A 14873-nucleotide genomic window follows, 5' to 3' on the forward strand; every position below is an offset into this window, starting at 1 on the left:
TGACGGGTTTTCCTTTGACGCCACCTTCTAGCATCTTCAGAGCCTTTTGCTCTCGTTCTAACGCTTTCTGGCGATATAAGGCGGCTTGTTTTTGCAACTGTTCGAGCTCTACTTGGCAAAACGTGTGGATCAAATCATCAAATAAGAAACGGTCATTGGTGTAGGACTTGGCATGAATTTTTTCGCGGGTCTTTTCATGTATCGTTCCAACAAGTCTCAATACACGCACTTTGTCTTTCATAGCGACTGAATCCGGCAAAAATGCACCTAAGATCCCATGGATCTTTTTCTGCAGCATCTGCCATTCTCTATAGCGATACTCTGGTATCGGTGATGTTAGCCAAATCAGTTGCAGCCCACGACTGAAAATGACTTGTGTGGGTCGTGGAAATCCGGCATCGTCCAATGCAGCAAACACCATTTGGAGCACTTTCTTTTGATTTACACCTTCGAACTCCGGTAATTTATAATAATCCAAGTCCGAAAACAGCATGCAGTATTCGGTAACGCGTTCTCCGAGTCGACGTACATCATTTTTCTTCTGGTACGTCATGGATGTGTTTATGTATTGTTTGTCTTTATTTCTCGTGTTTTCCGGTATGTACTTCTTGGCTCTTTTTAAATCATAAGGCCGGTGGGACATCGCTTTCGTTTTTACATATCCCTGTTTGCGAGCTTTGATTTCGCCAAATGTTATTGCAGCCTGCTGACGTATCGCGTCTCCTTCGACAATCCACCGCTTATATTCGGTCACCGGATCTTCATGAAACATGATTTCGTCATGGAAGACGCCGAATTCTGAATTTGGGTTTGGAATGTCGGTAAAGTGCAGCTCATGAACGGTTTCTTGTTTGAGTTCCTTTTTTTCATCTTTGAGGAGCTCTTCGTATTTTTCATCCGGGATTTTCACCCAGTAGTCATATAATTCAGCAGTGAGGATCCGGCGGCTTCTGCGATCCTTGACCAGTCCCAACCACCCAAAATACTTTTCAACTTGGGTTTTCGCTGAGTATAAACGCTCTGGCTTCTCAAACCACTCCATCTCGGCGATTTTCTTGCCGAGCGTAAAAATATTGGAACGATCGCCCCATTGGTTTTTTTCAGCTTCCTCTATTTCAGCCGCTTTTTCAATTTGGGACACAAAGAAACGATGTCCCCACTGAGCTTCAGCTTGATAATTTTCATAAATTTCCGCTATTTTACCCATATAAACACAAAAACCCTCCCTTTTGCTGTGGCATGTAGGGGGGCAGGCAGACACCATGAAATAATAACCAGCTGAAAATACCAAAAGGATTCTTGATTTTTTCATCGAAAATATATTATTATCAATATATCAAATATTTTTTGGGTGCCTACCCACACCGAAACGTCAGCGTGCCATCGCTGGCGTTTCTTTATTATTCTTTTTTATTATTCTTTTTGTTATTATCCGAGGTTTTCCTGGCTTTATATATACATTCGGCTCAACTGGTTGTTTACCTCGTCTTCGGTGATCTGCAGATACACCCGCGTTTCTTCCGTCTTTTTATGACCGAGCAGCTGCATGGTCTTGCGGATATCTTTACCGGATTCATAGTAAAAGTGCCAGGCTGCTGTTTTCCTTGTCGAATGCGTCGAGATATTTTTGATTCCGACGTAGTCAGCGGCATCTTTTATGATTTTCCAGGCCATGATCCGCCCGAAATCAAAAATCAAATCTTGATCTTTAAGGCTTTCCAGGTGCAGATTTAGCATCTGCAGTACAATCGGATTCAGTTGGATGTATTTGTAAACGCCCGTCTTTTTGGTCTTCAGCCGAACGTGCCCGGAATCGATGTCTTTCTTCTGGAGCGACAATATATCAGAAACTCTTAATGCAGTAGCAAGAGCGAACTCAAAAAACAAGCGATTGCGAAAGCCGTTTTGCCCACGTTGTAATACTTCTTTCATTTCCTTAACTTTTTGTCTGTCCTTAATAGGTTCGCATGTCATTTAGATCACACTCCTCTTTAAATATGTTTGATAAATTAAACAAAAATCCTTCTTTTTCAAAAAAAAAAATATAAGAAGCTTTTAAACTGGCTTTTTATATTAAACATTTCCGCGTAATTGTTTAATAGCTTCTCCGTTGATATAAAATCAGAAAGCCCCAAAAAGGGACATTCTGACAAGGAGGATCCCTAAGATAAAACTCCTTTAAGCCAACTGTCCGTTGACAAAACGAATAATCAGGCATAGAATAGGGTAATAATTACATAGGACGTATGGGATCAAAACCATACAATGTCATCGGGGCCACGACCCTCGATTCCACGCCGTGGGGACGTTAAATAAGACACGGATACCTTAGTCGTTTATCTTAAAAAGAACCAGGCTCTGATGTTGCTCATCAGAGCTTTTATTTTTTCTAGGAGAATCTACCATTGGACGTACTAACACTCTCACAACTCATATCTAAACCAAAAATTGATGAAATATCATTGGAACTTTTGCAGGCCTACTATGAAGCCTTCTTGGTACCGTACACCTACGCGTTCACGTTGGATAACGGCATGGAGATTAACCTGGACTTCGATAAAGAGCATTTTTGTCACCTGACCGGTATTGGCAAGGTGGCTATTGGTTCTGTGAAAAATAAGGAGCTCGATAAGTATTTCCGCCTTGAAGGATATGACAACATTAAAAACGGCGTGATCACCCTTCAGCATTTGAAAAAGCTTAACAAAGGTAAGTTTAAACAGATAAAGGACAAGCTAGTATTTTTTTATCTGCTGCCGAACATCGTGGAGTCGCCAGAAATTCTTTTGGATTTCACCGGCGGTACACCAAGCAGTACACGGATCGAAGCAAAATTACTAGCTTATAGTGCCACAGACGAAGTGTACGTTCATGTCGGCATCGATGAAGACCCAAACACAAAACGGCACTTTGCTCGTTCATTTTTTACCGAGAGAATCAACGATACAAGCGACGGAACAAAATTCATCAGCGGCTTGACCCCATTTAAGGTCGTTAAAGCTGAAAAGATTGATAGACGACCGACAACAACGGAAACTATAGAAACCGCATAAAATCAGAAAGCCCCAAAAAGGGGCTTTCTGGTATGGAGAAGACCCGAAAACACCCGATAAGTGGTTGTTTCGAGGACAATTTGCGATGAATTCCTTCTTTACACTAAGTAAGCGGTGTGCTACCTTAAATAAAGCATAACTGATAACTATTGTATCTCCAGATAAATAAAAACAAGAGTGTTGACGCACTCTTGTTTTTAGCCACAATACCTTGGAGATCCCCTTCAAGTTTTTACATCAAAGCCAGCTACTAAAGAAAATTCCGCGAAATGCCTACTTTCGATTGGACCCGGAGGTAGGTTTTTTGCTGCTACTTAAAGTAGGTATGAAGGGCAAGTAATGCTATAACGATAGACAGCATTAGCCTAAGCACGGCAAGCAATGCCATTAAGACAGACAGCATTAGCTTAAGTACATTAGCAATTTTGATCATAGCCCCCACCTCCTTAAAAGGAAGGGGACTAACACCCAGATATTGTATGCGAGTCTCATTATACAACACAAAATGTTGTGCATCTAATGAATGAAACACGGAATAGCACAGTTAATACAAGCCTACATCCCAATATCTTCTATTTTCGTCGATTTGCTGTGATTTTCAAGACGTGAAATCCGACAAAATAAGCATGAAGCAGCCGACATTTTCTTGACACGGGGAGCCCCTTATAAGGGGCTCCCCTTTGTATTTTATAAGCTCATGTACATCTGTATAAACTGCTTCAGGCGATCCGGCGTATCCATCTTTTCAAGTCGGTTTGCCCAGCCCCATTCAGGTACTTCAAACGGATCCCCTGCCCAAAGGACTTCGACCTCAAAGCGGTGTCTGGAGTCTTCTTCACTTGGAGATGGGTAGAAGTACGAGGTGCCTTTGATTCTCACTATAGCGGTAACCAAGAATTTGGTGGTTTGGCCCGTACCGAGAACTAACACATCATCCTCCAGGACTTCATCGTAAAACTGGTCGAAGAAACGTTGAATGTGGCCGTAGCGACGAGAGGTGTTTTTGGCTTTCAAGGCCTCGAATAAGGCTTTACGCTGCGGCTTTGTTAAATTTCCATAGTTGTCCTGGTCAACACCCTTCTCATCAATAGCGATGAAGTTTCCTTGAAGAAACCGCTCTGACCATTCTTTATAGGTTTTCATTAACCAAACATTTTTCATTGCATCCCTCCTTAAGTATTGGGTAAAATTGTGTTTAATACTTACGAAATGCTTTTGTATCAAGGTCTTTAAGTAATTTCATAAAACCTGACTAATCCATCATAACCGCATTTTAAAAGGAAATCAAGTATGTATTTGAAAAATACTTAGTGAGTGTTCTAAAAGCTAATCGTAAAAAGCAGATCGAAAGAAGGGAGCCCCCCGTTGTGTGGAGCTCCCTTTTTGGGTTTATCCGAACATGTTCCTGACCGCATAATTTTTTCGCTTCCAAGAAGTTTAGTAGATAGGTAGTTAATATTTTTTTTGAAAGGGAGTAAGTAATATATTGGGTCGCTGCTAATGAAGCACTTCGGAGTTGACGGTGAGCGTTTCTAAAGGTTAGAAGTAAAAGTGTCAACAATGGGCTTGATAGAGAGTAGCCTTATATATGAGCACCTGCACTTCGGAAGCTTATAGAAGCTTATAAATTCCCTATTGACGGTTGGGATCGCAAATGGTTAAAAGTAGAGGTGTAACAATGGACTTGATCGAGAGTAGCATTAAAAGAACGCCTCGGAAGTTATGACTATGAGAAGGGAGGTGATGAACCTTGAGGGCTTGAACTGTCGCCTGTCGGATCTGAACGAAAGAGAAAGGAGGAACAAGAGATGTGGGAGCTGTTGCAACATGCGAAAAACTGGTGCTTGGAAAACCCAGACAAGCTGTACTGGGATGTGATGTTTGGGATACTGGTGATGAAAAAAATCACAGCCTGGATGAAGAAGGGCCGCAAAAAATAAGAAACCATTGGCTAGAATGGTTTCCGAAAACGAGATGCTGTATGAACCACAACCTGCCGGCTGGTACACCCGGCAGGGTTTTTCATTTATTATTATATATTTCCGTCATTGCGAAAGCTATACCTTCACGCGGCTTAAAAGAAAAAGAATCCGCCCCAACCCTGAGAAGTTGACGGATTACTTTTGCAGGAACTGTGATTAATTATATCACATTCGGGCTGTATTTACTTATACATATCAATCGTGACCTCGCTATTGAATACCCATTTTCCTCTAAGCCATAAGTAATTATCATATCTCTCAGCACTCACCAGTACATTGACGCTCATGCCATCGGTTGGATCCGTTACCTCATCCAGGGAAGCATAAAAGTTATCCATCCCGTAATAAGTCTTCGCTACCCATTCGTAGCCGACTACTTTATGCCACGGATTCGATAAGATTTCCTTAACCGTGGTATCCCATCCATATGCGTCTTTTTGGTGCTTGACGATGAGTGCAGCTGCTTCATGTTGGGTTATGCTCATTTTTTATCTGGCTTAACGGCTCCCTTTTTTTAACAATGTAATTGTTATGACTGTGATACATACTATTATGATTGCTATAAGTACAGTATAATCCAACGAATATGTGTAATGATTCTCATGGATGTTTTGTGAAAGTATTTTTGCATTTTCTGGTGCTGGTGTATTCATATATGGCGATAGATCTAATTTTGTTGCACTTGAAGATGGGACGCTCATTTATTCAACCTCCATTTTTTTCTAAGAAGCAGTGAACCTTTGCACAACGTGTGGGTTAGTATCGGCTAAGTGGTCAAAAACACCTTCCCAATTCTCTGGTTCCAGTTCTTCATCGGTAAGGTCGAAAGCAATCGATCGCCCTTGCTTTCTCGCGTAATAACAGTACGCAGCAAAAAAGCTCCTTTCAGACCCAGTAAAGGCGTAACCCATCTTATTCTTCCATTGCGAAGTGAAAACAAATTCTAATACAAAAGATATAATCCATGCAACGAATCTTGCACCAATATACGCTACAACTGCTTGCCACCCAATAAGAATGTAACTAAGGATCACGAGCAAAATAGAAGGCAACATCAAAATATTAATCGTATTATAAAGACCACCCAGCGGTATAATCCCTGGCACAACAAGAGCAATACCAAATTCCTTAATTAATAGCCCACATACGATCGAAATCAAAGTTGCGATAAAAAATGTAACGGGATCAACCTTATTAAACAGACAAATAAGGCTTGCGATGAATCCAAATGTTGTCGGTATCTCATCAACACCCTCTGTTGTTTTTAACACGCGAAACGCAGAAACTTTAGGGTATAACCGAGCCATTAGAGCAAAACTTACATCCACACTAATGCGTACTTTGATACCTTTTGGTGTATAGACCGACATAGGAAGCATCTCCCCCGACAAAACAGTATATTGAGAAAAGTATAGTCCAGCTTGAAAAATATGCCAACCCCTCGGACCGGATCCGGATCCACGTTTGTCCGATTAAAATTTTCCCGAAATAGCAAACCTTTTCGAGGTTTTGGATTCGATTTTTTTCCAGAAAGTCGTACACACCAAGCGTTTGAAAAATTATTTCTATGAAACCTTGAATGAAACTACGAAAAAACCTAGAATAAAAGATAGAATCAAAACCCCGAATCAAAGGTAGAACGTTCGAGTTCCAATATTTAATATAGTTAAGTATTTATAAGGTTTAGCGGATTCTAGGTTTTTAAAAATTGGAGGTGTAACATGGAATCAATCCAAGAAAACAGCAAAAACACGCCAAAATTGCTTACACAGAAGCAAGTTTCAGACATTACAGGATTGTCAGATGACCTTATACGGCTTTACGAGAAGAATTTTAACATTCAGGTTTCCCGTACAAATGGCGGCCATCGCCGATATTCAAAAGAAAACGTGGAGCTGCTCAATGCGATCAAAAAGAAAATCCAGGAACAAAACTGGAGCTATGACCAAGTCAGCGGATGGTTAAACGGTGAAGTGGTTCCGTTCGAAGAACAAAAAATCCACAGCAACCTTGAAAAAAAGGTGGATGATATGCAAGAAATGATGCAGCAGCATACGCAGATGATGCAGTTTTTCTTATTAAGCAGCGGCCGATTCGATCCGAGTAAGCCATTAGAAGAAAATATACAGCATCTCATCGCCCTGCAATCCGCTACCCAAGAGGTGCCTCAGGCGGCGGATCCGGTGCAGCAGAAAACAGATCGCATGGAAGCCATGTTTGCCGAGAGACGAGTTCTCCGTCGACTCGAGAACGAGGCTTTAAAGCTATGGCAGCAGAAGCCCGAACAAGAGCGTGTTAAGCGGGTTGGATTGTTTCGTAAGGAAGAAGATCACGCGAAACGCCAAGACTTCGTTAAACAATATGTGGACGAGCATTATGAAGAGCAGTTGAGAAGTGAATTCGGTTTCGAATAATAAAAAAGCAGCCTTTTTTTAGGCTGCTTTTTTATTATTCTTGCGATTCCGTTCCCGTTTCGAGCTTAATTTCGAGCTGGTTTTCATCTTTTTCTTCTGCCGGTGGTTGTTCAGCATCCACTTTTTGTTGCTCTGTGCTGCTGTTTGCCTTCTTCCGACCTCGAGGATTTTTCTCCTCAGGTTCGTATTTGGCTAATTTCCGCTGTAAGCTTCGGTTCTCTTTTTCGAGTTTCTCCAGCCGATCCGTAGCCTCTTGAAGCAGCTTGTGGCTATCTTTCGCAACACGCAGAGCCGTCCGAAGCTCCTCAGGGGCCATCTTTTGCAGTCGAATGTATTCATCCAGGCTGCTCTCATTGACTTCCCAGCCCAGCTGAGGCCGATCTTTCGGTGGTGCACTGCCATCGATGGAGTTTTCTTTAAGCAATTTACGCAACGCCTGGTCTGGATAGGTCACTTTATCCAAAAATCCGGCATTTTTCAGCTTCTGAATCGCGTCTTGGGGCGATATATAGCCCGGAGAATACGTTTGTCTTGCCATTTTGGGTCCTCCTCCATTATTTTTTCATGGGATCTATCTATAATTTTAACCATTGATACACAAATTCATTCATATTTTTCATTATTGATTTTCTAAATTATTGATGATTAATATTTTCAATAAGTATATTTATCAATATTATATATTTTTGATATAAATATTTATCAATGTTTTAATTTATTGATTATAAATTTTATCGATATTTTATTATAACAAATTTTCATAAAGTTGTCTATACTTCTCATTATAAATGATAATTTTTATCGATAAAGATATTTATAATTTTTGTTATTAATTCGTCTCACCACCGATACAACGATAATAAATTTCATTGATGATTAGTATTTATATTTATGAATATCAATAAGTCATTTTAAACATAATAAGACTTTGATTTCGTTTTATTTATCATTAAAATGTTGTTATATATCAACCTTTTCTTAGATTTTTTTTATTTTTATATCGTTAATTTGATTCAATGATATTTTATTTTATCGATGATTATATAATTAAATACCATGATTAATTTATATATAATATTAAATATCGATAGTTTATTTTATTGATGATTAAAAAATAATAAACATAAATATAATTAATTATCGATAATATTATTTATTGATAACATAGAATTTTTGTTTTTTTGGATTTTGATGGTGTAGTCCACCTCCACCGCCTTTGACCCCAATTTTCATCGAAAAAGCCCTCAAAACGGCGAAAATGACGTTTTGATGGGTTTTAGAACGGAGATTTGATCAAATTTTTAATTTTTCTTAAAAAATAAGCGTTGATTTTTCGCGGATCCGTTATCTTCAACCTAAGTATTTTCCGTAAAATCGGATGACATCGGTGCGATAATGCCCGGTGTCCAGACTCGCGAGGAATAAACAAAGCTCTTTGTGATTGGCTTCGCGATCCTCGGTTGTTCTTCGCGTGGTTGCATTGACATGATTGATGCGGTGAACAAGCGTGGCCATTTTTGATTCGATATCGGTGATTTTAAAGCCTTGTTCAGCCAATTCTTTTTGAAGATCATTGTTCTTTTCGATTTTCTTCCTCAGATCCGTGTGAACCAAATGATCCAGTGATTTATTGGCATAGTGATTAATGCGATCCTGCGTAAAAGTGCCTCTGCAAGAGTGAGCTGAAAAACTTTTTTCGTCGGTATTTACACCGGCTCGCTCTGCTGCCTCTTCAATAACGTGAGCCAAACGCTGTCCGGAGGTGCGATTGTCCATAATTTGGCCTCTGTGGTCGCCTGTGGTGTATCTGAGGGGCTTGATGAGATACCGGCCCTGGTTGTCGTCCAGCGAGTCTTTCAAGCTTTCTGCATAGCGAACCGCGGTTTCCTGATCAATATCGACCCAGCGATGGTGCTTTCCCTTTTCGAAAATGTGCAAACTGGCTTCTTCGCTGCGAACGGTAATATCTTTTCCCGTCATCGCTAACGCACCGGAAATTCGTGTGCCAAAGTGCCTCCCCATTTCAAGAACCTGAATCGCTTGTTCTTTAAAGGGCGATTTACTTTTGTGCAGCTCCTCCACCACGCGATCGATTTGTTCATGCGTGGCCTTCAGCGTCGTTGAATCTTCAGCTTTGCGAACCAATTTGTTCTCCCGGCAATAGCCTAGCATTTCTTTTTTATCGATCAGCGACACCGATTCTTTAAATACTTGAGACTTGACTGCCGCCTCTTGAAAGAAATGAATCGCATGCACCTGGTGCTGGATGGAATAAGCATTTTTGCCATAAAGCTCTTTCATGAGCTTATTTCCATTTTCGATATCGATTTTCGTAATATCGGGCTCTTTGTAGATTTCATAATACTTTTTCATGAAGTGCATCGTTTTTTGTTCGTAATCTTCTCTCGTGGTTGGATCCACGCCTTTTTTCTTTTTCTTATCGGCAACGGCGAAGCCGTCGTTGGCTACCCAATTAAAAACTTTCTCGATCCGTTCGATCGACTTTTCCAATCTCTTTTCCGAAGCTATTTTTTTTGACATCAATCATCACCTCCCATGTGAACAAGCTCTATATTTTATGGCATTAATCTTCTAAAACCAAAGGCCTTCCCCGTTCTTGGTGTTCTTCTACGAATCAATTTTGTCGGCGTGTTCAGGCATTCAGCCTTCACACACGCTTCCAAAATTAATTCTAGAATCTCTACCAAACGGGTCCCCCCACCAGCACAACACGGGAAAAAGCGTCCCGCGTTGAACTGGTTATGTGATAGCAGCTGGAAACCCGCCAGCTGCAACCACATAACCGTTCAACCCTTGCTTAGTACGCCGCTGTGCCCTTTCGCTCTCTCGGCCGAGGCAGCGGATCCGCTGCCTCGAACTTCGTTCGCTCAAGGTCCCATCAGCTCTCGGAATCTTTTGTACGGCCGCCGACACGCAGTCGGCACCCCTACAAAAGATTCCTTCGCCCAAGCTAAGATCCTGCATTCCAAACACGTTAGCAGTAGACTGCCAGCCCCTCCTGAACTCAATCAGGATGTTGTCAGACTTACCCGGAAGGTCAAGCCCCACTCCAAGTTACCTCAGAGGCGTGCGTTTCAGGTGACGGTGCCCAGCAGACCGTGCAGTTGAAGATTACCTGGTTTAAAACCCGTGTGTTTGAAAATTAGGAAACGGTAACGATTAAAACAAAATAAATAATTATGATGAGCCAAACTGAAATTTTTCCGTGCCTACTCATTGTATTCATCTCCTCTTTTTACATGATTTTTTGGACATAACAAAATTGGCTTCAAGGTGTCATCCTCGAACAACTCCTTGTTGAATCGGAATTTCATTGCTGAATCCTCCTATTTTCTTTGATTGATTAGAAGCAATTTGAACAGAGTTTAAGAGCTCCATTCGGTGGTTTTTTACGCCACAAATATATATTATATTTTACCATAAATTTACATATTTTTTGGTATTTTATGGTAGTATGAGCTGGTTAAGAGAGGTGAAGAACATGAGCATTTTCAACCCCAGTTTAATTCCCGAACTTGAAATCCGCGAAAACGATTTGAGCCAGGATCCAAAGTTGGTCAACTGGAGAAACACATTTTATGAAACGGATGTGGTTCCACTGACCACACCCGAAGTTTTGCAAAAGGGATATGTTATTTTTCCGGTCTACCGGCGAGAAGATTTTTTCCCGTACATTGGCCAAAAATACTGCACCTATTTAGTCGAAGCCCATGGGCTCGGCCTGGTGACGATTATTCGAGAATTCGGACTTAAAGATTTAAACCCAAATAACGAGCAGTATGTAAAACCGACATCTGTGCATCGAAAAATATTTCATTTCGCCTATAACGAAGCCGAAGGCTGCTATGAGCAGATTAAAAAAGATGCATTTAAAGAACGGCTCGCTAAACGAGACGAGCAGCTGAACACGGTTGCATGTATCAAAGTTAACCGAAATTTTCGAGATTTTTATTCGAGCTTTTGGATGAATCGGATTGAATACGAAAACAAAATGAATCTTGGATCTGTTGCGACCACCAACCAGAATTATTCTCGATACTTCCAGTACAGCTATGATCAAATGAACGAAACGGTGCGATCCTATCTGCAGTTTTTGGCCGACTTTGGTTTTATTACGCATGCGGTCTTGAACCCAAACCTCGAATTGATTTCGAACTTGCTTTCGAGCTATACCGCAGCGAAGAATTACCTGGATCAATTTCCGCCGGGCGAAGTTTTTGATTCCGATCGGGCTTATCATGCTGGAAACAAAGTGGTTAACGCCATGCTAGCTGCTGCCAAACTATACAATCCCGGATTTTGGATCGACGTGAAAAATGAAAAAGCAATTCCGAATCTCGGCGAATTATATGTGAGCCGGTTGCAGTCGCCTACACACCGAGATCACGAATCAAAGCAGCAGCGGATCCAATCCGCCATTGAAAAAGGAAAACAGCAAAAGGGGCAATCCATGCCTTTCGTTTCGATGTGAGACGCACGAGAATGGCCCAAATTTCGATTTTAAAAGGTTGTCGCGAATATTCCCCTTTCTGGCTTTAATAACGTGTCTTAAAACGAAACTGTAAGCGTAAAAAAAGAAACATCACTGAATGGAAGTGGCATATAAAGCCGATAGGCTAAAGATGGCACGACATTTAGGGATGTTTCTTTTTTTGGGGTAATACCAGCGTACTGTCACAGACCGCAAAGGTTGAAATCTAGTTTTCTATGTTTGGTCATAAAATTAGACTTATAGATATAGCATTTACCCAAGCATTTCCGAAATAAAAAAATATAGTATAAGTAGATTGATTGAAAGGAGTGAATACGAATGAGCGTAGTTGGAGGATTTGGTCGTCATATTGGAATTACCCTGACTCTCTTTATTCTGTTGGTCATCATTCTTTCCACCTTCATAATTTAATAAGGGCTAGTCATCATTCTGACCGGTATCTGCGTTCTGTATGTAAGCGAACCAAAATAAATGCGAACTGACGTCCAAATCCACCAACTGCGGTCATTTGTATTCGCAGCTTTCATGACAATGAACGCAGATACCGGTCAGAATGATTATCAGGTCAGCCAGTCAGTTCTGGCTGACCTTTTTTTTGCTACTGGTTTGCTAACCACGTTATGTGTACAAAACACCGGCTTTTGTCAGCATGTCCAAAAACAAAGTCTCTCCAAAAGCATAAATGCTATGTGTTTAAATAAGGGGGTCCGGGGGGGATTTCATGGTGATCCGCATGAAAAAAGACATTCATAATTGATAGGGGTAGTGAAAAAACATAGTGATAATTACCATCCATACGTTTGTGGTCTGTGACAGCTACGCTGGTATTACCCCTTTTTATAGCGTTCCTCAGTAAAACGGTATGACGAACGTTATGCAATTGCGGAACCGGGTCTCCTTCGGCTTAATCTTTCGCTTTTAGCCCATTAACGATTCGCTTTTAGCCCATTAACGAATTGGTTTGCTTCCGCGAGAGTGCTCTTATCATTTTGATCGTATTCCGCTTGCTTTGCTTTTGCCGCTTGCATGATGGCGGTTGCTGAATCGATTTGCTGCTGACCAGTTTTTACTGCGTTCGTTACATCGTCAGCAGTAAACTGTGCTTTGGTGCCGGTTGTATCGTTGGCGACTGCTGCCAGTAACGTGTTCCACGTATTCAGAGCAGCTTTAATGTTGCTCTGAATATGGTTAATTGAGTTATTAATAGAGGTGTTTCGCACTAGCATCGAACCGCCATGCGTTATGAACGTGCCGTGATCGACCTGCATAGTTCCGCGATCCACCTCTACGGTGCCAAGCTGCACAGCGGTCAGCGGCTTCACGCTCGCATCACTCTTTAATTTTGCGTAATCCTCCTTCATCTTTTTCCAAGTTTCTTCGTAAGCCTTCAAAATATCGTCGTAAGTGACTTCTGATGCTAGGTCTTTCGCCTCCGACTGGATAGCGGCGAGCACACTGCCTAATCGTTTATTCGCGTCATTAACTGCCTTTTGCTGATTGTAAATCCTATCGGCATCAGCTTTTAGCTGGGCTTCTTTCGCATTTATGTTCTTCGTGCTGGATTGCATATCCGCAACAGCCTTATTGTAATCTTCAACGGTACCTGGCATTAAAACATGAGATTCCAGTGTGCCGTTATCCCCTGGAACAACGAGCGTGAGCTGATTTTTCTCTAGCGTGCCGGTCAATGTTTTGCCGTTGATGGTTAGGCTAATCGCAATTCCGTTATGAATACCGGTAAACGAAACGTTTACGCTATCTACTTTCAGCGGATTGCTTGTCGCCACGACAGACGTATTGATCAGTTGCCCCGTGAGCTTATTGTCCAGTTCCGTCCATTGAAGGAAGAGAGCCCCCGAATTATCAGCAGCTAAAAAGCCGATTTGCTTGCTATCCGCTTCATTTTTAACCGGTGTCGGTGCAGGACTTGTAGCTGTAACATCAGGCTGCGGAAGTACGATCGACGGTGGCTTTGCTGCCGGTTCTGATTGTGTACAAGCCGTGGCAGTCAATACCAACAGCAAACAAAGCGATGCTCTAACGAAATATTTCATGACATTCCACCATTCCCCAATTCAATATATCAACTAGTATGACGGAACGTTATGCAGAAATTTCACGCTCCCGCTTGGGCTACGTCCGCCAATCTAAAAAATCGTTTCCTCCTTAAAGGGAATACTGTTATCAAAATTTAGCTATTTAAAAATCCAGTAATATCAAGGGCAAACTACTTTGAACCTAGTGACCTAAAAAGAAGATAATACTAGGGGCGACGAAAATGGGAAAATCACTTCCGTATTGCTAAACGAACCTTTTTCACCGTCATCTCACTGCACTTTCCAAGCTTTTCTTTAACGATTTCGGCCACTTTGTAATCCTTCATCTCCGGATTCTCCTTAATCACTTCTAGAATCATAAATTTCGTTTGATCGTGAGTAACGGCACCGTTTGATTTTCGTATTCGAGATTGATATTTCTGGTCCCGTTCCTTATTTCTTCGAGTCGCTTCTTCCTCGTTCATCAGAAACGTCATGTGACGCTGCTCTTCTGGTGTGATGTTAAAAAATTCAATCAACGTTTTCTGATGGTAATTGTATCCCTTTCGCCAGAACTCTTTCCACTTTTCCCATGCTGAAACGGCCGACCTAGAATAAACCACAATATCTTCAAAGCTGTAATCGCCACGTATGTCCATCGCAGTAAAGATGTCATGCATCGCATGGACAGCTTTTACATCAGAATTGGTTAAACAAAGCTTCCAATACCGCGTCATAAAACAAATCTTTTCGCGGAATCCGTACACCTTGCCTTCTCGTAAATGCACCAGCATTGTAATATCCGTTAAATTTTTTTGATAGAAAGCCGCACTGCGAAGATGTTCAGCATCCTGAGAATCCTTTGCTTCGTTTTC

15 protein-coding genes are annotated in these 14873 nt (G+C 41.4%); 4 read left to right on the plus strand and 11 right to left on the minus strand.

Annotated elements, in window-relative coordinates:
- Together BLV33_RS28565 and BLV33_RS28570 are read right to left on the minus strand one after the other, a co-directional pair.
- Nucleotides 1-1207: hypothetical protein (locus BLV33_RS28565; RefSeq protein WP_139305871.1), on the minus strand; the 1207-nt coding region annotated here is incomplete at its 3' end.
- 242 nt (nucleotides 1208-1449) lie between these two features.
- On the minus strand, nucleotides 1450-1974 hold the full coding sequence (locus tag BLV33_RS28570) for a tyrosine-type recombinase/integrase (RefSeq protein WP_090799853.1): 525 nt from the start codon (nucleotides 1972-1974) through the stop codon (nucleotides 1450-1452).
- Nucleotides 1975-2405: 431 nt separating this feature from the next.
- Here BLV33_RS28570 and BLV33_RS28575 point away from each other — a divergent pair, with 431 nt between their 5' ends.
- A complete protein-coding gene (locus tag BLV33_RS28575; RefSeq protein WP_090799854.1) occupies nucleotides 2406-3053 on the plus strand; it encodes a PBECR4 domain-containing protein in 648 nt (215 codons plus the stop codon).
- Nucleotides 3054-3363: 310 nt separating this feature from the next.
- Here the strand turns inward: BLV33_RS28575 and BLV33_RS30555 are convergent, their stop codons facing one another.
- Nucleotides 3364-3486: a hypothetical protein gene (locus tag BLV33_RS30555; RefSeq protein ID WP_290439094.1), complete on the minus strand. Its 123-nt coding sequence runs from the start codon at nucleotides 3484-3486 to the stop codon at nucleotides 3364-3366.
- Between the two features lie 254 nt (nucleotides 3487-3740).
- Nucleotides 3741-4214, minus strand: coding sequence for a hypothetical protein (locus tag BLV33_RS28580; RefSeq protein WP_090799856.1), 474 nt, complete (start codon nucleotides 4212-4214; stop codon nucleotides 3741-3743).
- Between the two features lie 649 nt (nucleotides 4215-4863).
- Between BLV33_RS28580 and BLV33_RS29095 the strand changes: the two genes are divergently transcribed.
- On the plus strand, nucleotides 4864-5166 hold the full coding sequence (locus BLV33_RS29095; protein WP_139305872.1) for a hypothetical protein: 303 nt from the start codon (nucleotides 4864-4866) through the stop codon (nucleotides 5164-5166).
- 51 nt (nucleotides 5167-5217) lie between these two features.
- On the opposite strand, the gene BLV33_RS28585 is transcribed toward BLV33_RS29095, so the two are convergent.
- Nucleotides 5218-5520, minus strand: a complete 303-nt coding sequence (locus BLV33_RS28585) for a hypothetical protein (protein WP_090799857.1) — start codon at nucleotides 5518-5520, stop codon at nucleotides 5218-5220.
- Nucleotides 5521-5757: 237 nt separating this feature from the next.
- Nucleotides 5758-6405 carry a hypothetical protein gene (locus BLV33_RS28590; protein ID WP_090799859.1) on the minus strand — a complete coding sequence of 216 codons (648 nt, stop codon included), beginning with the start codon at nucleotides 6403-6405 and terminating at the stop codon, nucleotides 5758-5760.
- A gap of 351 nt (nucleotides 6406-6756) precedes the next feature.
- On the opposite strand from BLV33_RS28590, the gene BLV33_RS30365 reads away from it, so the two are divergent.
- A complete protein-coding gene (locus BLV33_RS30365) occupies nucleotides 6757-7449 on the plus strand; it encodes a MerR family transcriptional regulator (RefSeq protein ID WP_253187303.1) in 693 nt (230 codons plus the stop codon).
- Nucleotides 7450-7483: 34 nt separating this feature from the next.
- Here the strand turns inward: BLV33_RS30365 and BLV33_RS28600 are convergent, their stop codons facing one another.
- The 3 genes from BLV33_RS28600 to BLV33_RS28610 all read right to left on the minus strand — a co-directional run bounded on the left by BLV33_RS28600 (nucleotide 7484) and on the right by BLV33_RS28610 (nucleotide 10518).
- The gene (locus BLV33_RS28600; RefSeq protein ID WP_090799860.1) at nucleotides 7484-7987 is read right to left on the minus strand and encodes a hypothetical protein; all 504 of its coding nucleotides are present in this window, start codon (nucleotides 7985-7987) and stop codon (nucleotides 7484-7486) included.
- 812 nt (nucleotides 7988-8799) lie between these two features.
- Nucleotides 8800-9990, minus strand: coding sequence for a site-specific integrase (locus BLV33_RS28605; RefSeq protein ID WP_090799862.1), 1191 nt, complete (start codon nucleotides 9988-9990; stop codon nucleotides 8800-8802).
- Between the two features lie 219 nt (nucleotides 9991-10209).
- On the minus strand, nucleotides 10210-10518 hold the full coding sequence (locus BLV33_RS28610) for a hypothetical protein (RefSeq protein WP_090799864.1): 309 nt from the start codon (nucleotides 10516-10518) through the stop codon (nucleotides 10210-10212).
- 433 nt (nucleotides 10519-10951) lie between these two features.
- Between BLV33_RS28610 and BLV33_RS28615 the strand changes: the two genes are divergently transcribed.
- Complete coding sequence (locus BLV33_RS28615) at nucleotides 10952-11941, plus strand: hypothetical protein (RefSeq protein ID WP_090799866.1); 990 nt, start codon at nucleotides 10952-10954, stop codon at nucleotides 11939-11941.
- A 947-nt stretch (nucleotides 11942-12888) separates the two neighbouring features.
- Here the strand turns inward: BLV33_RS28615 and BLV33_RS28620 are convergent.
- Nucleotides 12889-14016 (minus strand): hypothetical protein, encoded by a 1128-nt coding sequence (locus tag BLV33_RS28620; RefSeq protein ID WP_090799868.1) that lies wholly within the window; start codon nucleotides 14014-14016, stop codon nucleotides 12889-12891.
- Between the two features lie 233 nt (nucleotides 14017-14249).
- Nucleotides 14250-14873, minus strand: a 624-nt coding sequence (locus BLV33_RS29635; protein WP_171909429.1) for a hypothetical protein, incomplete at its 5' end; no start/stop codon positions are given.

This window comes from Paenibacillus sp. GP183, from assembly GCF_900104695.1.
GTDB lineage: Bacteria > Bacillota > Bacilli > Paenibacillales > NBRC-103111 > Paenibacillus_AI.

Bases quoted from the DNA above. Each gene is read 5' to 3' on its own strand.
- BLV33_RS28620 (WP_090799868.1), bottom strand. From the start codon at position 14,016: ATGAAATATTTCGTTAGAGCATCGCTTTGTTTGCTGTTGGTATTGACT.
- BLV33_RS28585 (WP_090799857.1), bottom strand. From the start codon at position 5,520: ATGAGCATAACCCAACATGAAGCAGCTGCACTCATCGTCAAGCACCAA.
- BLV33_RS30365 (WP_253187303.1), top strand. From the start codon at position 6,757: ATGGAATCAATCCAAGAAAACAGCAAAAACACGCCAAAATTGCTTACA.
- BLV33_RS28605 (WP_090799862.1), bottom strand. From the start codon at position 9,990: ATGTCAAAAAAAATAGCTTCGGAAAAGAGATTGGAAAAGTCGATCGAA.
- BLV33_RS28580 (WP_090799856.1), bottom strand. From the start codon at position 4,214: ATGAAAAATGTTTGGTTAATGAAAACCTATAAAGAATGGTCAGAGCGG.
- BLV33_RS30555 (WP_290439094.1), bottom strand. From the start codon at position 3,486: ATGATCAAAATTGCTAATGTACTTAAGCTAATGCTGTCTGTCTTAATG.
- BLV33_RS28590 (WP_090799859.1), bottom strand. From the start codon at position 6,405: ATGTCGGTCTATACACCAAAAGGTATCAAAGTACGCATTAGTGTGGAT.
- BLV33_RS28600 (WP_090799860.1), bottom strand. From the start codon at position 7,987: ATGGCAAGACAAACGTATTCTCCGGGCTATATATCGCCCCAAGACGCG.
- BLV33_RS28615 (WP_090799866.1), top strand. From the start codon at position 10,952: ATGAGCATTTTCAACCCCAGTTTAATTCCCGAACTTGAAATCCGCGAA.
- BLV33_RS28570 (WP_090799853.1), bottom strand. From the start codon at position 1,974: ATGACATGCGAACCTATTAAGGACAGACAAAAAGTTAAGGAAATGAAA.